Annotated in this window: 19 protein-coding genes; 7 read left to right on the top strand and 12 right to left on the bottom strand. The window is 75.2% G+C overall.

The window, feature by feature from the left end; translation table 11 throughout:
• The first annotated feature begins 50 nt into the window (after positions 1-50).
• Complete coding sequence (locus tag ACFVGO_RS28150; protein ID WP_359897414.1) at positions 51-2,135, top strand: primosomal protein N'; 2,085 nt, start codon at positions 51-53, stop codon at positions 2,133-2,135.
• 215 nt (positions 2,136-2,350) lie between these two features.
• Here the strand turns inward: ACFVGO_RS28150 and ACFVGO_RS28145 are convergent, their stop codons facing one another.
• Positions 2,351-3,043 carry a hypothetical protein gene (locus tag ACFVGO_RS28145; RefSeq protein WP_380353045.1) on the bottom strand — a complete coding sequence of 231 codons (693 nt, stop codon included), beginning with the start codon at positions 3,041-3,043 and terminating at the stop codon, positions 2,351-2,353.
• A gap of 254 nt (positions 3,044-3,297) precedes the next feature.
• On the opposite strand from ACFVGO_RS28145, the gene def reads away from it, so the two are divergent.
• From def to ACFVGO_RS28125, 4 genes are all read left to right on the top strand, one after another.
• On the top strand, positions 3,298-3,843 hold the full coding sequence (gene def, locus ACFVGO_RS28140; RefSeq protein WP_359897412.1) for a peptide deformylase: 546 nt from the start codon (positions 3,298-3,300) through the stop codon (positions 3,841-3,843).
• Positions 3,844-3,967: 124 nt separating this feature from the next.
• A complete protein-coding gene (gene fmt, locus ACFVGO_RS28135; RefSeq protein ID WP_359897411.1) occupies positions 3,968-4,906 on the top strand; it encodes a methionyl-tRNA formyltransferase in 939 nt (312 codons plus the stop codon).
• Positions 4,907-5,019: 113 nt separating this feature from the next.
• Complete coding sequence (locus ACFVGO_RS28130) at positions 5,020-6,453, top strand: transcription antitermination factor NusB (RefSeq protein WP_359897409.1); 1,434 nt, start codon at positions 5,020-5,022, stop codon at positions 6,451-6,453.
• A 678-nt stretch (positions 6,454-7,131) separates the two neighbouring features.
• Positions 7,132-8,166: a MerR family transcriptional regulator gene (locus ACFVGO_RS28125; RefSeq protein ID WP_380634774.1), complete on the top strand. Its 1,035-nt coding sequence runs from the start codon at positions 7,132-7,134 to the stop codon at positions 8,164-8,166.
• A gap of 71 nt (positions 8,167-8,237) precedes the next feature.
• On the opposite strand, the gene ACFVGO_RS28120 is transcribed toward ACFVGO_RS28125, so the two are convergent.
• The 11 genes from ACFVGO_RS28120 to ACFVGO_RS28070 all read right to left on the bottom strand — a co-directional run bounded on the left by ACFVGO_RS28120 (position 8,238) and on the right by ACFVGO_RS28070 (position 16,962).
• A complete protein-coding gene (locus ACFVGO_RS28120; protein ID WP_359897480.1) occupies positions 8,238-8,687 on the bottom strand; it encodes a hypothetical protein in 450 nt (149 codons plus the stop codon).
• A 41-nt stretch (positions 8,688-8,728) separates the two neighbouring features.
• Positions 8,729-9,736 carry a polysaccharide deacetylase family protein gene (locus tag ACFVGO_RS28115; RefSeq protein ID WP_380634772.1) on the bottom strand — a complete coding sequence of 336 codons (1,008 nt, stop codon included), beginning with the start codon at positions 9,734-9,736 and terminating at the stop codon, positions 8,729-8,731.
• A 137-nt stretch (positions 9,737-9,873) separates the two neighbouring features.
• On the bottom strand, positions 9,874-10,236 hold the full coding sequence (locus tag ACFVGO_RS28110) for a sulfurtransferase TusA family protein (RefSeq protein ID WP_380634770.1): 363 nt from the start codon (positions 10,234-10,236) through the stop codon (positions 9,874-9,876).
• Positions 10,233-10,919 (bottom strand): class I SAM-dependent methyltransferase, encoded by a 687-nt coding sequence (locus ACFVGO_RS28105; protein WP_380634768.1) that lies wholly within the window; start codon positions 10,917-10,919, stop codon positions 10,233-10,235. The genes ACFVGO_RS28110 and ACFVGO_RS28105 overlap by 4 nt, the downstream gene beginning before the upstream one ends.
• Before the next feature lie 194 nt (positions 10,920-11,113).
• Positions 11,114-11,659: a MarR family winged helix-turn-helix transcriptional regulator gene (locus tag ACFVGO_RS28100; RefSeq protein ID WP_380634766.1), complete on the bottom strand. Its 546-nt coding sequence runs from the start codon at positions 11,657-11,659 to the stop codon at positions 11,114-11,116.
• A gap of 74 nt (positions 11,660-11,733) precedes the next feature.
• Positions 11,734-12,090 (bottom strand): DUF6204 family protein, encoded by a 357-nt coding sequence (locus tag ACFVGO_RS28095; protein ID WP_359897398.1) that lies wholly within the window; start codon positions 12,088-12,090, stop codon positions 11,734-11,736.
• Positions 12,091-12,254: 164 nt separating this feature from the next.
• Complete coding sequence (locus ACFVGO_RS28090) at positions 12,255-13,178, bottom strand: aminoglycoside phosphotransferase family protein (RefSeq protein WP_380634764.1); 924 nt, start codon at positions 13,176-13,178, stop codon at positions 12,255-12,257.
• A gap of 83 nt (positions 13,179-13,261) precedes the next feature.
• On the bottom strand, positions 13,262-14,449 hold the full coding sequence (locus ACFVGO_RS28085) for a serine hydrolase domain-containing protein (RefSeq protein WP_380634762.1): 1,188 nt from the start codon (positions 14,447-14,449) through the stop codon (positions 13,262-13,264).
• Between the two features lie 338 nt (positions 14,450-14,787).
• Positions 14,788-15,477 carry an alpha/beta hydrolase gene (locus tag ACFVGO_RS28080; protein WP_380634760.1) on the bottom strand — a complete coding sequence of 230 codons (690 nt, stop codon included), beginning with the start codon at positions 15,475-15,477 and terminating at the stop codon, positions 14,788-14,790.
• A gap of 32 nt (positions 15,478-15,509) precedes the next feature.
• Positions 15,510-15,839: a hypothetical protein gene (locus tag ACFVGO_RS28075; protein WP_380634758.1), complete on the bottom strand. Its 330-nt coding sequence runs from the start codon at positions 15,837-15,839 to the stop codon at positions 15,510-15,512.
• Positions 15,840-16,164: 325 nt separating this feature from the next.
• Positions 16,165-16,962, bottom strand: a complete 798-nt coding sequence (locus ACFVGO_RS28070; RefSeq protein ID WP_380634756.1) for a hypothetical protein — start codon at positions 16,960-16,962, stop codon at positions 16,165-16,167.
• A gap of 130 nt (positions 16,963-17,092) precedes the next feature.
• Between ACFVGO_RS28070 and ACFVGO_RS28065 the strand changes: the two genes are divergently transcribed.
• Together ACFVGO_RS28065 and ACFVGO_RS28060 are read left to right on the top strand one after the other, a co-directional pair.
• On the top strand, positions 17,093-17,728 hold the full coding sequence (locus tag ACFVGO_RS28065) for a TetR/AcrR family transcriptional regulator (protein ID WP_380634754.1): 636 nt from the start codon (positions 17,093-17,095) through the stop codon (positions 17,726-17,728).
• Positions 17,725-19,128: a carotenoid oxygenase family protein gene (locus ACFVGO_RS28060; protein WP_380634752.1), complete on the top strand. Its 1,404-nt coding sequence runs from the start codon at positions 17,725-17,727 to the stop codon at positions 19,126-19,128. Before ACFVGO_RS28065 ends, ACFVGO_RS28060 begins: the two co-directional genes overlap by 4 nt.
• Positions 19,129-19,132 lie beyond the last annotated feature (4 nt).

The raw sequence follows: 19,132 nt of genomic DNA, 5'->3' as shown, positions 1-19,132 counted from the left end.
CGGGCGCCGCTTCGTGCATTGTCGGTGTGACCTGGTAGTACTTGGTGGCGATGAGCAGCACAGGGGAGAACGGGGCCGCCGAGCCGGAGCAGCTGGCGTTCATCCGGGAGACGGTCAAGCGGGCCAAGCCGCGCACCTGGCACGGGGCCAAGCGGGCCGAGCACCTGCCGGTGGCCCGGGTCGTGGTGGACAAGGGCGTGCTCACCATCGACAAGCTCTTCGACTACGAGGTGCCGGCCGCCATGGCCGAGGAGGCCCAGCCCGGAGTACGGGTGCGGGTGCGCTTCGGGGCCCGAGTGGTGAAGGGCCAGCGCGAGGGCGGCGAACTGCACGACGGGTTCATCGTCGCCCGGCTGGAGAAGAGCGACTTCGCCGGACCGCTCGCCCCGCTGGCCCAGGTGCTCTCGCCCGAGCCCGTGCTCACCCCGCAACTGCTGCGGCTGTGCCGGACCGTCGCCGACCGGTACGCCGGGACACTGGCCGACGTGCTCCAGCTGGCCGTCCCGCCCCGGCACGCCAAGGCCGAGGCCGAGCCCTCGCCGCCGCCGCTGCCGCGCCCGGCCGCCCCGGCCCCCGGCGGCTGGCAGCGCTACCCGGCCGGGCCCGACTTCCTCGCCGCGCTCGCCGGGGGCGGCGCACCGCGCGCGGTCTGGGCGGCGCTGCCCGGCCCCGGCTGGCCGTACGAGATCGCCCGGGCGGTGGCCGCGACCCTCGCCGGCGGCCGCGGCGCGCTGGTCGTGCTCCCGGAGGGGCGCTCGGTGGCCCGGGTCGACCAGGCCCTGACCGAACTGCTCGGCCCCGGGATGCACGTGGCGCTGGAGGCCGACCTCGGCCCGCGCGAGCGCTACAAGCGCTGGCTCGCGGTGAGCCGCGGCTCGGTGCACGCGGTGATCGGGACCAGGGCCACCATGTTCGCGCCGGTCCGGGACCTCGGGCTGGTCGTCGTCTGGTCGGACGGGGACGGCAGCCACAGCGACCCGCGCGCCCCGCACCCGCACGTGCGCGAGGTGGCGCTGCTGCGCGCCGCCGAGGAGGGCGCGGCGGTGCTGCTCGGCGGGCACGCGGTGACGGTGGAGGGCGCCCAGCTGGTCAGCACCGGCTGGGCGCGCCCGCTGGTCGCGGACCGGGAGACGGTGCGGCAGGTCGCGCCCCGGGTGCGGACCGTCACCGACCAGGACCAGCACCGGGACGCCGCCGCCCAGGCCGCCCGGCTGCCCTCGGTGGCCTGGGAGGCCGCCCGGGAGTCGCTGGCCGCCGGGCACCCGGTGCTCATCCAGGTGCCCCGGCGCGGCTACGTGCCCCGGCTGGCCTGCGGGCGCTGCCGGACCCCCGCGCGCTGCCGGCGCTGCGAAGGGCCGCTGGAGGCGCCCTCGGCGGACGCCCCGCTGTGCTGCGGCTGGTGCGGGGAGGCGGAGAACGACTGGCACTGCCCCGAGTGCGGGTCCTTCCGGCTGCGGGCCCAGGTGGTCGGGGCCCGGCGGACGGCGGAGGAACTCGGCAAGGCGTTCCCGCGCCTCCCAGTGCGGACCTCGGGCCGGGAAGCGGTGCTCACCACCGTGCCCGACGAGCCCTCACTGGTGATCTCCACACCCGGTGCGGAGCCGGTCGTGGAGGGCGGCGGCGGGTACGGGGCCGCGCTGCTGCTGGACGGCTGGGCGCTGCTCGGCCGGCCCGACCTGCGGGCGGGGGAGGAGACGCTGCGGCTCTGGCTCGCGGCGGCCGCGCTGGTGCGGCCCTCGACGGACGGCGGGACGGTGGTCGTGGTGGCCGAGCCCTCGGCCCGTCCGGTACAGGCGCTGGTGCGCTGGGACCCGCTGGGGCACGCCGGGCTGGAACGGGACGAACGGGCCCAGCTGCACTTCCCGCCGGTCTCCCGGATGGCCTCGGTGAGCGGGACCCCCTCGGCGGTGACGGACCTGCTGAACCTGATCCGGCTGCCCGAGGGGGCGGACGTGCTCGGGCCGGTACCGGTACCGGCGCTGCGGGGGGAGGAGCAGGAACGCGCGCTGCTGCGGGTGCCGCCCGGGCAGGGGGCGGCGCTGGCGGCGGCGCTCAAGGCGGCGCAGATCGCGCGGATCGCGCTGCGGACGGCGGAGCCGGTGCGGGTGCGGGTGGATCCGACGGACATCGGCTGAGCGGCGTCGGCCGGGGCGCTGCTCGGGGGCCTGGTCCGGGCCTTGGTCGGGTCTGGGGGCTTTGGCCTTGGTCGGGGTCGGGGTCGGGGTCGGGGTCGGGGCTTGGGCCTTGGTCGGGTCGGGGGTGGTGGTCCGGTGGGCTTCGGGCCCGGTGGGCGGGTGGGGCGGGGTGAGTGGGCCACCCCGCCCCGGACGGCCCGGCTGCGGCGGCTCGGTCAGCCGCGCAGCGGGATGCCGGGTCGGTCCGCCTGGGGGCGGTCGGCGGGGGTGCCGCGGTCGGGCGTGCCGCGGTCGACGGGGGTGCGCTCCATCGGGCCGCGGTCGATCGCGGTGCGGTCGATCGTCGCCCGCTCGATCGCGGTGCGGTCCATCGTGCTGCGGTCCATCGTGCTGCGCTCCAGGGCGCCGCGGTCCAGGCTGCTGCGGTCCAGGCCGCCCTGGCGGGCCGCCGGGACGGTCGTGGCCAGACCGGTGCGCTCGACGGCCGGGGGCAGCTCGTCGACGCGGTCCGGGCGGCTCTGGCCCGGGACGCCACCGCTCGCGGCGAGGAGCTCGCTGGTCGGGCGGCGCATGCCGTAGCGCCGGTGCACGGCCTGCTTGGTGACCCCGAGGGCGGAGCCCACCGAGTCCCAGGAGAAGCCCAGCGCCCGGTCGAACTCGACCGCCGCCGCCACCAGGGTCTCCACGCTCTCCCGCAGTTCCTGCGCCAGGCGCACGGTCGGCGCCGGCGCCCGCCCGTACACCACGAAGCCGGCCGAGGTGCTCGGTCGGCGCGGACGGTAGACGTTGCCCAGTTGAGCGGTGAGCGTCCGCAGCGCGTCGACCTGCCGCCTCACCCGCTCGATGTCCCGCACCAGCAGGTGCAGGCTCGCCCGCGCCCGTGCGTCGTGGTTGATCTGCTCGGCCATGGCCTACGTGCCACCTTCCGTACGGTTCGGCTCGGCCGGCACGCGGTGTCCCGTGCGCCCGGCCCGGTCAATCTCTCTTGACCAACGCCGAAGCGGGGGCCGGGGTAACGCGGCTGGGCACAGTCGGGCCGTGCCGGCCGCCGATCCGGGCCCCGGGGAAGCCCCCGGCGGACGGCCGTACGGGTTGCATAGACTGGCGGGTGAACCAGCGGCCGACCGCAGCCCGCGCCCCTACGGACAGGAGCCCGTACCCCGTGGCGATCCAGCCGATCCGTCTCTTCGGAGACCCCGTTCTGCGGTCCACCGCGAAGCCGGTGACCACCTTCGACAAGGAACTGCGCAAGCTGGTCCACGACCTCACCGACACCATGCTGGACGCTCCCGGAGCCGGCCTCGCTGCGCCCCAACTCGGCGTCTCCCTGCGGGTGTTCACGTACCACGTGGACGGCGTCACCGGGCACCTGATCAACCCGGACCTGTCGCTGAGCGAGGAGGAGCAGGACGGCCCCGAGGGCTGCCTGTCGCTGCCCGGCCTGCGCTACGACACCAAGCGCGCGTACGGCGTGGTGGCCAGGGGCTTCAACATGTACGGCGATCCGGTGACTTTGGAGGGCACTCAGCTGCTCGCCCGGTGCATCCAGCACGAGACCGACCACCTGGACGGCATCATCTTCATCGACCGGCTCGACCGCGAGCAGCGCAAGGCCGCGCTGAAGGCGATCCGGGAGGCGGACTGGGACGGCGGGTCGGCTCCGGTGGTCAAGGTCTCGCCGCACAGCACCTTCGGTTCCGCCCGCTGACTTCCGCCGGTTCCGGCTGATCTCCGCTGACGTCGGCCGGGCTCGGTCGACGTCCGCCGGCTCCCCGCCGACTCCGGTCGGGTTCCGCCGGCTCCTCGAACTTCTTTTTGCAGAAAGGCCCTTGATGCGACTCGTCTTCGCCGGCACCCCCGAGGTCGCCGTTCCCGCCCTGGACGCCCTGCTCGCTTCGGACCGGCACGAGGTCGTCGCGGTGGTCACCCGCCCGGACGCTCCGGCCGGGCGCGGACGCAAGCTGGTCGCCAGCCCCGTCGCCCAGCGCGCCGAGGAGGCCGGGATCGAGGTCCTCAAGCCGGTGAAGCCGAGCGACCCGGACTTCGTCGCCCGGCTCACCGAACTCGCGCCCGACTGCTGCCCGGTGGTCGCCTACGGCGCCCTGCTGCGCCCCGGCACGCTGGAGATCCCCGAGTACGGCTGGGTCAACCTGCACTTCTCGCTGCTGCCGGCCTGGCGCGGCGCGGCCCCGGTCCAGCACGCGGTGCTGGCCGGCGACGAGGTCACCGGCGCCTCCACCTTCCTGATCGAGCAGGGCCTGGACTCCGGCCCGGTCTACGGCGTGATCACCGAGGAGATCCGCCCGGCCGACACCAGCGGCGAGCTGCTCACCCGGCTCTCGCACTCCGGCGCGCGACTGCTCGCGGCCACCATGGACGGCATCGAGGACGGCTCCCTGCACGCCGTGCCGCAGCCGGCCGAGGGCGTCACGCTCGCGCCGAAGATCACCGTCGAGGACGCGCGGATCGACTGGAGCCACCCCGCGCTGCGGATCGACCGGGTCGTGCGCGGCTGCGCGCCGGCGCCGGGCGCCTGGACGGAGTTCCGGGGCGAGCGGCTGAAGGTCACCGGGCCGGTCCGGCTGCTGCCGGACTCCGCCGAGCTGGCGCCGGGCGAGGTCGCGATGGCGGGCAAGAACAGCGTCCGGGTCGGCACCGGCAGCCACGACGTGGAGCTGGGGGAGGTGCGTCCGCAGGGGAAGAAGGAGATGCGGGCCGCCGACTGGGCCCGGGGCGCGCGGCTGGAGGAGGGGGAGCGCCTCGGGGGCTGACGCTCCGGTTTGGCGCTACTGTTCGTTTGAGATCGATTGAGATCGCCCTTGTTCGTTCAAATCTGTTGTTCGTCCGAGTTCGTCGATAACCACCGCAGCACCTTGAGGCACCTGTGACCACCCCCAGCACCAACCGCGCCCCCCGCCCGCACCGCCGCCCGAAGAAGGACCCGGCCCGGATCGTCGCGTTCCGCGCCCTGCGCGCCGTCGACGAGCGGGACGCGTACGCCAACCTGATCCTGCCCTCACTGCTCCGCGAGGCCGAGCAGAAGGGCATGGACCGGCGCGACGCCGCCCTCGCCACCGAGCTGGTCTACGGCACCCTGCGCCTGCAGGGCACCTACGACGCGGTCATCGCCGCCTGCATCGACCGGCCGCTCGGCAAGGTCGACCCGCCGGTGCTGGACGTGCTCTCGCTCGGCGCGCACCAGCTGCTCACCACCCGCATCCCCAGCCACGCGGCCGTCTCGGCGACCGTCGAACTGGCCCGGGTGGTGCTCGGCGACGGCAAGGCCAAGTTCGTCAACGCCGTACTCCGCCGGATCAGCGCCCACGACCTGGACGCCTGGATCGAGAAGGTCGCCCCGCCGTACGACAAGGACGCCGAGGACCACCTGGCCGTCGTCCACTCGCACCCGCGCTGGGTCGTCTCCGCGCTCTGGGACTCGCTCGGCCGCTGGCAGCCGGACGCCTCCGGGCGCACCGCGATGGAGGAGCTGCTGCGGGCCGACAACGAGCGGCCCGAGGTCACCCTGGTCGCCCGCCCCGGCCGGGCCACCGTCGGCGAGCTCGCCGAGGCGCTGCCGGAGGCCGAGCCGGGCCGCTGGTCCCCGTTCGCGCTGCGGCTCGCCGAGGGCGGCGACCCGGGATCGATCGCGGCGGTGCAGGAGAACCGGGCGGGCGTTCAGGACGAAGGCAGCCAGCTGGTCGCACTGGCGCTGGCGGCGGCGCCGCTGGAGGGGCCGGACCGGCTCTGGCTGGACGGCTGCGCCGGCCCCGGCGGCAAGGCCGCGCTGCTCGGCGCGCTCGCCGCCGAGCGGGGCGCGGCCCTGGTCGCGAGCGAGAAGCAGCCGCACCGGGCCCGGCTGGTGGCGCGGGCGCTGGCCGGCAACCCCGGCCCGTACACCGTGATCGCGGCCGACGGGACGCGCCCGGCCTGGCGGTCCGGTGGCTTCGACCGGGTGCTGGTCGACGTGCCGTGCTCCGGCCTCGGCGCGCTGCGCCGCCGCCCTGAGGCGCGCTGGCGGCGCCGGCCGGCCGACGTCGCGGCCTTCGGCCCGCTCCAGCGGGACCTGCTGCGCTCGGCGATCGAGGCCACCCGGGTCGGCGGCGTGGTCGGCTACGCGACCTGCTCGCCGCACCTCGCGGAGACCCGCGCGGTCGTGGACGACGTGCTGCGGGCCGAGGACGGCCGGGTCGAGTGGATCGACGCGCGCCCGCTGCTGCCCGGCGTCCCGGCGCTCGGCGACGGGCCGGACGTGCAGCTGTGGCCGCACCTGCACGGGACCGACGCGATGTACCTGGCGCTGCTGCGCCGCACCGCCTGAGGCCCTTCCGGTGTCGCCTCCCCCAGGTGGGGAGGCGACACCGGCGGCTCGTTCCGTCAGGGATCCGCCGTCGGCCCGGGGCGGGTTGACACCGCGTCAGGCGTCGGTTTCCATGGTTCTCGTGTAGCCGCTCGGCTGCATGATCTTTGGGGGGCAGGCTTCGTCGCGTCGCGCGGCGGAGCCGGGGAAGCAACCCCACGAGACATGCGGCGCGATGCGGCTGTTCTGCGTGCTGGGCGCGTTCCCCGGCGGCTGCCCTCCCGGACCGTGGGAGACGCGCAGTGTCATCGGAGATTCAGCGGCCGCAGCGGGAACCCGCCGGCTCGGGGAACGGTGCCCGGGGACCCGGGGTGCGCCGGGCCGTGACGGACGGCCGGACGCTCGACCTGATCGCCCTGATGGCGATCCTGGCGGTGTGCACCCTGATCTGCCTGACGGCCGGTGCGGGGGCGCTCCAGGCGGTCATCGGCGCGGCGGGCGTCCTGTTCGCCGCCTGGCGGACGCCCCGGCGCTCCGGGCGCTCCGGGATCTCCGGGCGGGAGGGTGAGCACCGGCGCGGGCCCGACGGGCCCCACCGGTCCCAGGGGCCCCGGAGGTCTCGCGGGTCTCGCAGGCCTCGCGGGCCTCGCGGGTGAGGGGGCTTGCACCTCCCGTGGGGGGAGGTAGCAGGGTGGTGCCATGAACGGCGACACGACGTACACCATCGGTGAGCTGGCCCGACGGACGGGGCTGACGGTCAAGACCGTCCGCTTCTACTCGAACCAGGGGATCGTGCCGCCGGCTGACCGCAACCCGGCCGGCCACCGGCGGTACGGTGCCGACGCCGTCGCCCGCCTGGAACTGGTCCGCACCCTGCGGGAGCTCGGGCTCGGACTGCCCGCGATCCGGCGGGTGGTGGAGCGCGAACTGACGCCGGCCGATGTCGCCGCCGCGCAGGCGGAGGCGATCGACGTCCAGATCCGGGTGCTGCGACTGCGGCGGGCCGTGCTCGGGACGGTGGCCAGGCTCGGGTCGACACCTGAGGAGTTGACGCTCGTGCACCAGTTGGCCCGGCTCACGGAGGACGAACGGGGGCACCTGATCGGGGAGTTCCTGGCGGGGGTGTTCGGCAGGATCGGGGACGACGGGACAGGGGACGGTGGGATCGGGAGGGGCGGGCGGTTCGCCGCCGTGGCGCGCTCGTTGACGCCGGAGCTGCCGGAGGAACCCTCGGTCGAACAGGTCGAGGCCTGGGTGGAGTTGGCGCGGCTGGCGGGGGACACCGGGTTCCGGGCGCTGCTGCGCGGGCTCGCCGAGGCCGAGGCGGCCGAGGCGGAAGCGGCGGACGCGGCGGAGGGGGTGGCCGGGGCGGAAGCGGCGGACGCGGCGGAGGGGGTGGTCGTGGCGGTGCGGGCCGCTGCGCATCTGCCGAGGCCCGGACTGGCCGTGGCAGTAAGGGAGTTGGCCGGACCGGCGGTCGCGGCCGGGGTGGAGCCGGACTCGGTGGAGGCGGCGGCCGTCGTCGCGGAGTTGGTGGAGCGGTACGGGCGGTGGTGCGCGGGGGCGGTGCCGGGAGATGCCGGGGCGCTGCGTGACCGTTTGGCGGAGCGGCTGGGGGCGATGGCCGATCCGCGGCGGGAGCGGTACCTGGAGCTGCTGGCGGTGGTCAACGGGTGGGCCGCACCGGAGAGTTGGGCGGCAGAGGTGAACTGGGCGGTGCGCGCCGTGGCGTGAGCCGGTGCGGGGGTCGGGGGCGCGTGACGGGGGTGCGGGTGCGGCTGGGGGTGCCGGAGGGTGGGGTGGGGCTATCGGCGGGCGGGGCCGGGGAAGGTGGTGAGGAAGGCGTGGGCCTGGGCGCGGAGGTGGTCGACCGGCGGGTCCTCGCAGATCACCTCCAGGCCGATTCCGGTCGCCCGGCCCAGGTCGTAGTAGGACTGGTAGGCGAGGTAGGGGCGGTGGTCGTCGGTGGGGTCGAGGCCGACGGCGAAGGTCGCGAAGTGCGGCTGCTGCTTGCCCTCGGCCGGGGCCGAACCGGCGCGGGAGAGCTGCCATTCGAACTCGTACGGCTCGGGGTCGGCGGGCAGGTCCAGCAGCGCCTGGGCGAGCCGGCGGACCTCGTCCGGGTTCGAGAAGGGGATCGACTCCGACCAGGCGGGGGCGGAGGCGAGCAGTTCCCAGTCGTCGCCGTTGTGGCCGACGGTCAGGGCCCACTCGCCGTTCGGGTCCTGCCAGCGGCAGCTGATGATCGGGTCCACGGCGGTCAACCTCCCTGTGGCGCTGGATCGTTCGTACCTCCTCATCGTGGCACACCGGGCGGCCCGGGGGCCTCGGCCGCGAGCCGTCCTCGGGCCCGCTGCCAGGCCTCCTGGAGCGTGCGGTAGCCGAGGACGGTGATGCCGAGCTCGGTGAGCAGTCGGCGGGCCTCGGGGGAGACGAGGAACGCGTGGTCGGTGCGCCGGACGCGCCAACCGTCGTCCGGGGCGGGGCGGTTCGGGCCGTGACGGTTCGGGCCGTGATGGTTCGGATCTCCCTTCGGGTCCGTCCTCGGGCCGGCCGTGCCGGGGTGCAGGGCCCACTCGGTGAGGCCCGGGGGGAGCGCGGCGAGCAGGCGGGCGTAGTGGGCGGGCTTGTCCTCCAGGGGGACGGTGAAGCTGTCGAGGAAGCCGTGGTCCACCACCGGCAGGCCCTGCGCGCGCAGCCGGGCGAGTGCGGGCGGCAGCCAGACCCGGACCGCCAGGCCGTACTCGGCGCCGAGGGCGAGGGTGAGGTCGAGGACGTCCTCGCGGCCGCCGTCGGCCAGGCAGTGGAAGTCGAGGTGGGTCGGGGCGAGGCCGGCCGCCGCGACCGCGTCGATCTGGGCGCGGAACTCGCGCTCGACGTCGTCGAGTCGGGCCCGGGCGAGCAGTGCGGCGCGTCCGGCGGGGGTGGGGGCGAAGAACCCTCCGGAGTCGTCGAGGAGGGAGGGCACCCGGTCGCGGGCGGCGAGCGGACCCCAGCGGCGGTCCGCGGACTCGCAGACCAGCGTGAGGTGGACGCCGAAGGGGACCTCAGGGTGCCGGCGCAGCAGCCGGAGCGCGTGCGGCGCGGCGGCGCAGGGCGTCATCAGGCTGCAGGAGGCGGCGATGCCGTTCCGGACGGCGTCGACCACGGCGAGGTTGACGGACTCGTCCAGGCCGAGGTCGTCGCAGTTGAGCAGCAGGAGGCGGGCGTCGGGCGGGTGGCCGAGGAGGTGGTTGGTGGTGGGGGGTGTGGGTGAGTGCGGGGGCGCGGGCGGGGGTGCGGGCGTGGCATCGGCTGCGGGCATGGACGCAGTCTGTCCCGGCGGTGGGGGTGGATGCGCGGGGTTTCCGGGCGACGCGGTCGGGCGGGGTGGTCGGGCGGGGTGGGCGTCCGGCGGGACGGCGCGAGCGGCGGCGTGGGGCGAGCGGAGGGCGGGGCCGGTCAGTCGGTGGCGGGTGCCGGGTGCCAGGGGCGGTCGGGGCGGGTGCGGACCGGGGCGGAGGTGAGCCGCAGCGCGTACACCTCGCGGTCGGTGGCCTCGTACGGGACCTGGCCGAGGTAGGCGTGGCCGGTCAGATGGCACCAGGCGGGGAGGTCGAGCGGGGCGGCGGGGTCGGTGGTGTGGATGTGGACCACGGCGCCGGCCGGGAGGTGCGCGATCTGCGCGCGCAGCCGGAGCAGCAGCTGGACGCAGAGCAGGCCGGTGCCGTCGACGGTGAGGTCGGGGGCGGTGGTGCCGGGGGTGGCGGCGTCGGGGGTGCCGGCCTTGGCGGCGTCGGGGGCGGCGGCGTCGGGTGCGGTCATCGCGGGGTCTCCTGGGTGATGCGCCAGAGGCGGCGGGGCAGTTCGCCCTCCTCGAAGGGATGGACGTCGGTCAGGCGCCAGCCTTCGGCGAGCGCGTCCACCAGCACGCGGGGGAAGAAGTGGACGGCGAAGCCGCCGTGCTCCCAGATGTCGTCCCCGTGGCCGGTGCCGGCGCCGTAGTGGGCGTCGCCGGTGTGGCGGACGGTGTAGACGAAGGTGCCGCCCGGTCGCAGGACCCGGCGGACCTCGGCGACGAGCGCCTTCATCTCCTCGGTGGAGAGCGCCATGCAGAGCAGCATGTGGGCGAAGACCGCGTCGACGGAGGCGTCGGGAAGGGGCAGCGGGTCGCGGACGTCATGGGTGAGGACCGAGAGCCGGTCGGCCAGTTCCTGGTCCGTGGCGGCGGTGCGCAGCTGGTGCAGGGCGGTCGGGCTGAAGTCGGCGGCCAGCACGCGGAAGCCCGCACGGGCGAGGTGCAGCGTGTCGCGCCCGTGGCCGGCGCCGAGTTCCAGTACGTCCCGGGCTCCGGCGGCGGCGAACACCTCGGCGGCGTACTCGGCGGGGGCCGAGGGCCGCTCGCCGTACATCCCCGGGTTGGCGGCGTAGGTCTGCTGCCAGTGCGCGCGTTGGGCGTCGGCGAGGGCGCTTTCCGGGCCGGGCCCGGTGCCGGGGGTGTCGGTCATGGTGCTGTCCTTCCCGGGGTGGTGCGGTGCGCGCGGTGCTGTCGGTGCTGTCGGTGCTGTCGGTTCGGGTGGTGCGGGCGGTACGGGTCGTGCGGGGCCAGCCTAGGAGGTGGGGTCCGACGGCGGGACTGGCGGGGGCGGTGGCGGTGTGTGCGGGCAGGGTGGGCGGGTGGTGGGTGCGCGGTGCGGGCGGATCAGGTGAGGCGCTGGCCGGGGGCGGTTCCGCCGAGGCGGGTGAGCAGGGTGGACAGCCGGCCGAGGTCCTCGGGGCTCCACTGCTCGGTCGCGAAGTGGTCGGCGGCGACCTGGCGGGCGGTGTGCAGCATCTCGGCGAGACGCTCACGGCCGGTCGGGGTGAGGGCGGCGTAGGCGACCCGGGCGTCGCGGGCGGCGGCCTCGCGGGCGACCAGGCCGATCCGCTCCAGCGGTGCGAGGCCGCGGGTCACACCGGAGGCGGTGAGCCCGAGGGCTTCGGCGAGGTCGACCCGGCGCATCCGGCCGCCGGGGGCCTGGGAGAGGTGGAGCAGCATCGTGAAGTCGGCCAGGCTGACGCCGTGCAGGCCGCTGAGGCTCGCGTCGAAGCGCTTGACCACGGCCGTCTGGGCGCGGACCAGCCGCAGGGCGGTGTCCAACGGGTCGGGGCTCGGGTCCGGCGTGGCCGGTGCGGTCGCGGTCTGCTGCACGGGTCCCACCTGCTTCGATCGGTCGGGCTGCTCGGGCTGGACCGGCTGGTCTGTCATTGCCACCTCCTTGACTGCTCAAGTATATCCCGGGAGGAAGCCGTCAAGGAGGTGGCGGAGGGGGAGGGGTCGGCTCAGCGACCGGTGGCGGCGGCGCGGCGCTGACGCTTGCCGAGCGGCGCCTGGGAGAGGTCCTCGGCCTGGGAGCGGAGGTTCTTGCAGCCGTAGCCGCGTTCGGTCAGCCAGTCCCGCGCCGACTGCTCGGCCCGCTCGGTGGCCTCCAGGATGTCCTCCTCGGCCTCGCCCTCGTCGAGGAAGCGGAAGGTGAAGGCGGCCCGTGCGGAGAGGTCGTAGCTGAGGTGGCCCTCGCGGGTGAAGGCGGCGTGCAGCACGTCGTGCGCGGGTGCGGCGGCGAGCAGTTCGGCGCGCTGTTCGTCGGTGAGGCCGTCGAAGACGCCGCGCACCATGATGCGGAAGGTTCGAGTGGTCATCCCCCGACCATAGGCAGCACGGGCTGCCGGCCGCCAACACGATTTCGGTGGCGCGGTGGCGCGGCGGCCCGGTCCGGTGATGGATCCGGTGATCGAGCGGCGGCGCGGACCCGGCGGGTGCGCCGGGTGGAAGCGGTCGGGCGGGGGCGGTCGGGTGGATGCGGTCACACGGGGGTGAGTGCTTCGGCGAGGCCGTCCGCGTACCGGGTGAGCCGGGCGAGCTCAGGGCCTCCCCGGACACGCCGGAACCCGTGCCGTCGGCCCCGGAAGGCGGCCTGGACGGCGTGGAGTTGGGCCCAGCGGCGGGTGCGTTCTCGGTCCAGCCCGGCGGCCTCGGAGAAGACGTCGAGCGCGTGGAGGACGGCGCGGCGCACGTCCGTCGCGTTGAGCAGGCTCGTCGCGTCGACCAGGGTGCCGGCGTCGTGGGCCCGGTCTCCCACGCAGCCCTTGGGGTCCACGGCCAGCCAGGGTTCGCGCTCGGCCCGCAGGATGTTGCGGGGGTGGAGGTCGCCGTGGACGAGCACCTCCGGCTGGACGCGGGCGAGGTCGCGGACGGTCGCGAGGACGGCGTCCACCGCGCGGGCCGACAGGTCGTGGGGCAGGGAGGCCGCGTCGATGCGCAGCCGGGCCTCCCATTCCTCGGCCCGCTCGCTCAACCGGGGCAGGCCCGGTGGTGCCGGGACGGCGAGCCGGCGGCTGAGCCGCCCGGCGGCCGTCAGCACCTCGTCGCCGTCCCGGACCTCCGCGAGCGTCGTCGGGCCCGCCCGTTCGAGCAGCATGGCGAAGCGCTCGTCGTCCCGTTCGTACAGCCGGACGGCTCCCCGGCCCGCCCACACCGCGAAGGCGTCCGGCTCGTGCACGTTGCCCGGGTGGGGGAACGACACCTTCAGCACGGCCGCGCGCCCGGCTGCCCGGCGGACCGGGAGGATCAGGCCGACGCCGCCGTGGGTGGCGGCGCCGTCCGGCACGCAGTTCCAGCGATCCAGCAGTTCGGCGGCGAGGCCGGGGAGTTCGGCGATCCAGGCCGCGCCGGGGGCTCCCTCGCGGTCGACGGTGGTCCGGTGGAGCCCGGCGGGGACGGTGATCATGCGGGTTCCTTCCAGTGGTGGGCGCGCGGGCGGGCGGTCGGCGGCGGGGAGGACCGGCGGCGGCTGCGCCGAACCGGTCGGGCTCAGGGCGCGAAGGGGCCGAAGGTCGTGGCGGCGAGGCGGAGCGCCGGTGCCGGGGCGCCGTTCCCGGTGCCGACGGAGTAGACCAGCCTCCTGCGCAGGTCCGGGGTGGTGAAGAAGCCGTCGGAGTACCCGAGGTCGTGCCCGGTCTTGCCCCAGAGCACCGTGCCGTCCTGCAGGGGGATGGCCATCAGCCCGGCGCTGTAGCAGGCCCGTCCCTTGTCCGGACCGAACCGGCACTCGCCGGCTCCGCGTACGGGCAGCAGCCGGCCGGAGGCGTCCCGCGGCAGGGTGAGCAGGTCGTTCAGCTGCTGGGGCGGCAGGAGTTCGCCGTCCAGCAGGGCGCGCAGGAAGACGTCCAGGTCGGCCGGGGTGGACACCATCGACTCCGAGTTGCCGCCCTGCTCGGAGACGTCGATCGGAGTGCCGGCCCTGTCGGCGAAGTAGCCGGTCAGATGAGGCTCGGGCATCGTGGGCCTGCCCTCCGGCACCTCGGTGTGCCGCAGGCCGAGCGGCTTCAGGATGCGGGCCGTCACCTCCTCCCTGATCGTGTGCCCGGTCGCCTGCTCGATGATCCGGCCCGCCAGCCGGTAGTTGAAGTTGTTGTACTCCTGGGCGGCGCCCGGGGTGAAGGACGGAGTGACCACGTGCCCGTCCTCGGGGCGGAGCGTCCTCTGGACGACCTGGTCGAGCGTCTCCAGCCCGAAGCGGCGCGCTATCAGTTCGTCGGGATCCTGGGTGTTCGGACCCTCGACGGCCTGTGGCAGTCCGCTGGTGTGGTCGAGGAGTTGACGGACGGTGATCGGCAGGGTGAAGTCGGCGGGCAGCGTGCCGGGCAGGTACTGCTGGACGGTGCCGTCCAGGGAGATCCGCTGTTCGGCGGCGAGCTGGAGCACCGCCGCGGCGACGAAGGTCTTGTTGATGCTGCCGATCCGGAACGAGGCGTTCGACGCCACCGGCCGCCCGCTCACCGGATCGCCGGCACTGCCGCGCCAGGCCCGGCCGTCGACCGTCACCCGGGCGATCACGCCCGCCGCAGGGTCTCCCGGCCGGGCGGCGATCGCGGCGTCGAGGACGACCGGATCGGGACCGCCGGGCGGCGCCTGGCCGAGGGCGGGTGCGGCAGGCACGGCCGTGAGGAGCAGGGCGGCGAGGCCGAGCGCGAGGGCGGCGGGCTTGGTGGCGGGCATGAGTTCTCCGGTGCCGTGAGGACGGGTGAGGGGCGGAGTGATCCGCCCCGGAGAACACGGAGCTGACTGCCGTTCAGTTGCATCCGGTGGGTGCGGAGGTGGAGATCGTGGTCGTGGAACACGGTGGAGGCTCCCTTCCGCGGCGGCCCGGGCGGCCGCCGTCGCGGTGACTCCAAGACTGATCGCCGGAACCCCGTTCGCGCATGTGCCGATCGGCAGGAATCCCGCCGGAAAGCGACCGGGCCTCCCCTGTCGATCGGCAGGGGAGGCCCGGGGCGCGGGACGGCGCGGGACGGCGCGGGGTGCGGCGGGGCCGGGGCCTGGGGCCGGGGCCGGGCCTAGACCCGGGCCGGGAGCCGGGTGCAGACCGCTCCCGTCATCAGCGGGGCGGGCTCGGCGCCCAGGGCGGCGAGGGTGAACGCGGTGGTCAGCGCGCTGATGTCGCGGGACTCGCGGATCAGCAGGTGGTTGGCGCCCGGGGCCTCGTACCGCGCGAGGTCCGGGACGACCCGGCGGGCGCGCAGCGCGTACTCCAGGGACTGGGTGGCACTGGCCGAGCTGTGGTCCCCGGTGCCGTGGACGATCAGCACCCGCCGCCCGGCCAGCTGGTCGACCGGGTCGCCGCTGGGCAGCCACGGCGCGATCCCGGCAACGCCGACCACGGACGGGTGCCCGGCGCACCAGAAGGCGGCGCGCCCGCCCAGCGAGTTGCCGATCAGGACGACGGGTGCGCCCGGGTACAGCCGGGCCAGCTCGTCGAGCGCCCACAGGGTGTCGACGGCGGTGTCGGCGTCCGCGCCGTTCCAGCCGCCGTGGCGGTAGCGCAGCATGTGCACCGCGAGGCCGTGCGGCCGGCCGCGGTCGGTGAGCTCGGCGGCCAGGTCCCGCAGGCCCAGCTCGGCGACCTTCAGCGGTGCTCGCCGACTGCGGAGGAATCCGCCCGGCAGCAGCAGGGCGACGCCGTCGACCGGCCCCTCTCCCTGTCGTGCGGTCAGCTCTGCGGTGCGCGGACGCTGCGCTCGGAACACGCGAAATCCCTCCTGATGTGTACAGGCGGATTCTACGGTTCCGAGGACGGGGCCCGGTGCGCGAGGAGGGACCACAGGACCCAGCCGGAGACCCGGGTGCGCACCACCATGACCTTCGCCCAGCGGGCGCCGAGCGGTGAGGTCCAGGTGTCCACGACCTCGACCCGGTCACCCGAACGGGCTAACCCGACGACGGTCTCCTCGCCGAAGTGGTCGACCCGGACGTTGGCGGCGTTGGCCGACACCTCCCACCAGCCCGCGCCGAGCTCGGGCGGCAGGTCGGTGCCCGCCGTGACGGCCGCCGGGATGAGCAGGATGCCCAGTGCGACCACGGTGGCCGCCGCACGGCCGATCACGGCCACGGGAACCTCCGAGCGGCGTTCCGTGCGGTGCTGTGTGCGGGCAGCGGCGGTGGCATCGGGATCGGGGGAGGCATGTACAGCAGAACGAGCCGACCGGGCGTCCGCGTACAGTCCGGTGCCGAGGTTGACCCGGTCGGCGCAGCACGGCGCGCGGACCCGGTGCCGCCGGTGCTGCGACGGATGCCCGGCGCATGTCAACGGTCGCACCGTGGCGCGGGGTTGGCGCGCCCTGGCGGACGGCCGTCGAGTCGACCGGTGCGCTCGGGGCGGGGCCGCGGCCCCGGTCACGCGGCCCCGGTCACGCCGACCCGGTCGGGTGGCCCGGTCACTCGGCGTGCTGCTCCGGCAGGAGTTTCTCCCGGGTCTCCCGGAGGAACGCCGCGACGACGTCCGCATCGGCGAGGACGCGGGTGACGACCCGTCCGCCCGGGCTCGGTTCGGTGCGCGCCGTGATCCGGAGCTCGCGCGTGTTCTCGGCGGTGACGTCCTGGAGGTCGCTCCACGGCAGCGGGGCCGTGCCGTGGTCGCTGCCGGGGTCGACGAGGAGTCCCGCGGGCAGCACGGCGAGCACCGTCCCGAATACGACGTGCCCCTCTTCCTCGAACCGCTCGTGCAGCGGCGCGGTGTAGCGCGGCATCAGGCCCGCGCGGATGGCCTCGGCCAGCCCCGGTTCGTAACGGCCCGCCAGTTTCGAGACCACGAAGGGGGTTTCGCGGCCGCGCGCCAGGATGACGACGCGGCCGAAGTGCTCGATGCTCAGGTTGCCGCGGAATTCCATCCGGGAGGGTATGTACTCGTGGCTCTCGATGGCGTCCCAGGGCAGGGCGCGGAAGTCGCCGCCGGCGTGGTGGAGGACGAGGCCGCCCTCGTAGCGCGCCACGGCGACCAGCCCGGAGCGCGGCGGCACGTTCTTGTAGGCCCAGGCGGCCGCCGTCACGGCGGCGACCGCGAGGACGGCGCCCCACCAGGTCCAGCCGGAGGCGGCGATGACGAGGATGCCGGGCAGTCCCAGGCCCCACTTGCCCACTCCGTCGCCGATCCGGCGGCTGGTCCGGTACAGCCGCCGCCGTTCACCCAGGCCCGCCTCGGCCGCGACCTGGTCGCAGCGGGTGGCACCGCTCATCGCTGACTCCCCTCGGTTTTCGAGCGCGCCAGTCTAGTCGGGGCGGCTGGACGGTCGGGCCGGGTGGGTGTCGAAAACCGTTGCGCGCAAAGGGTGGTAACACTGTTTCCCGTCGGTTACGTTGTTGCCCATGAGCACGCCCTACCAGGACGCGCAGCGGGTCGGCCAGGGTGCCGTGCGCGCCGTGATCCTCGACCGCGCCATCGCCCTCCTCGTCGCCGAAGGCCCCGCCGCACTGACCGTGCGCCGGATCGCCGCCGAGATCGGCTCCTCGACCAAGGTGCTGTACACGATGTTCGGCGGGAAGGAGGGGCTGCTGGACGCGCTGTACCGGGAGGGCTTCGGGCGGCTGCGCCGGGCGCAGGAGCAAGTCCCGCGCGGGGACGACCCATTGGCCCATCTGACCGAGCTCGGCCGGGCCTACCGGGAGCGGGCGATCGCCGAACCCGCCTACTACCGGGTGATGTTCGAGCAGCCGGTCCCCGGATTCCGGCCGGGCGCCGAGGCGTTGGCCGTCGCGGACGGCGCGTTCGGTGCCTCGGTGGCCGCGGTGGAGGCCTGCATCGCGGCCGGGGTCTTCCGGCCCGCCGACGCCCACGAGGTGTCCAAGCTCTTCTGGGCGGCCACCCACGGCGCGGTGAGCCTGGAACTCGCCGGCCACTTCGCGCCGGCCGATGCCGGGGCGCGCTACGAGGCGCTGATGGCCGCGCTGGGACGGGCCTTCGCCGCCGCCACCCCATCACCTGACGAGAGGTCGACACCATGAGCAGCGACGGTCCGGACCGTGACGGCACGAGCCGCAACCGCTTCCTGTGCGGGAACTTCGCCCCGGTGACCGAGGAGGTCACCGCCCACGACCTGCCCGTCACCGGCCGCATACCGGCCCACCTCGACGGGCGCTACCTGCGCAACGGCCCCAATCCGCTGGGCATCGAGGATCCGGCCGCGCACCTGTGGACCCTCGGCGCGGGCATGGTGCACGGTGTCCGGATCCGGGACGGGCGCGCCGAGTGGTACCGCAACCGCTGGGTCCGCTCCGGTGCGGTCGCCGACCGGCTCGGCGAGCCCCGGCGCGGCACGCCCGTCGACGAGCGGCTGGACATCTCCCCCAACGTGCAGGTCGCGGGCCTCGCCGGGCGCACCTACGCGCTGATCGAGGGCGGCATCCGCCCGTACGAACTCACCTACGAGCTGGACACGGTGGGGCCGTGCGAACTGGGCGCCACGCCGGAGGGGTTCAGCGCCAACGCCCACTCGATCCTCGACCCGCACAGCGGGGAACTGCACTCGCTGGCCTTCCGGTACGGCTCCGACCAGGTGCAGCACATCGTGATGGACGCCGCCGGCGCCGTCCGGCGCAGCACGTTGATCGAGGTGCCCGGGAACCCGTACATGCACGACTTCGCGCTCACCGAGCGGTTCGTGCTGCTGTACGACACGCCGGTGGTGTTCAGCGTGGCGCACCTGGCCACCGGGGTGCCCTTCACCTGGGACGAGCGGCGCGCCGCGCGGATCGGGGTGATGCCGCGCGAGGGCGGCGCGGTGCGGTGGTTCGAGCTCGCGCCGCACCTGGTCGGCCACACCCTCAACGCGTACGAGCGGACGGCGGATTCACTGGTGGTCGACGTCGTGCGGCACCCGCCGGGCATCGACCTGCGCGACATCGGCGCGAGCCGGCCCACGCTCGACCGCTGGACGATCGACCTGGCGGCGGGGACGGTGCGGGAGGAGCGGCTGGACGACCGGGTCCAGGAATTCCCGCGCGTCAACTCCCGTCACACCGGGCGCCCTTACCGCTACGGCTACGCGGCCGCCGTCGAGCTCTACGCGCCCGCGGCCGGCCCCGGGGGCGACCGCCCGGACGAGGGTTTCCGCAACGCCCTGCTCAAGCACGACCTGAGCCGGGGGACCGTCGAGGTCCACGACTTCGGGCGTGACGGGGCGGTGGGCGAGGCGGTGTTCGTGCCCGCGGAGTCGCCGACGGCGGAGGACGACGGCTGTCTGATGGCCTACGTCCACGACCCGGACCGGGGCGCGGCGGACCTGGTGATCCTCGCCGCCCAGGACTTCACCGGCGAGCCCCTCGCCCGTGTCCACCTGCCGGTGCGGGTACCGCTGGGCCTGCACGGCAACTGGGTGCCGGGCGGGGAACCGGGCCGAGGCTGAGGGG

This window comes from Kitasatospora sp. NPDC057738 (assembly GCF_042798815.1).
In the GTDB taxonomy this organism is placed as follows: Bacteria; Actinomycetota; Actinomycetes; order Streptomycetales; family Streptomycetaceae; genus Kitasatospora; species Kitasatospora lactacystinica.
This window is presented reverse-complemented; position numbering and strand designations above follow the sequence as displayed.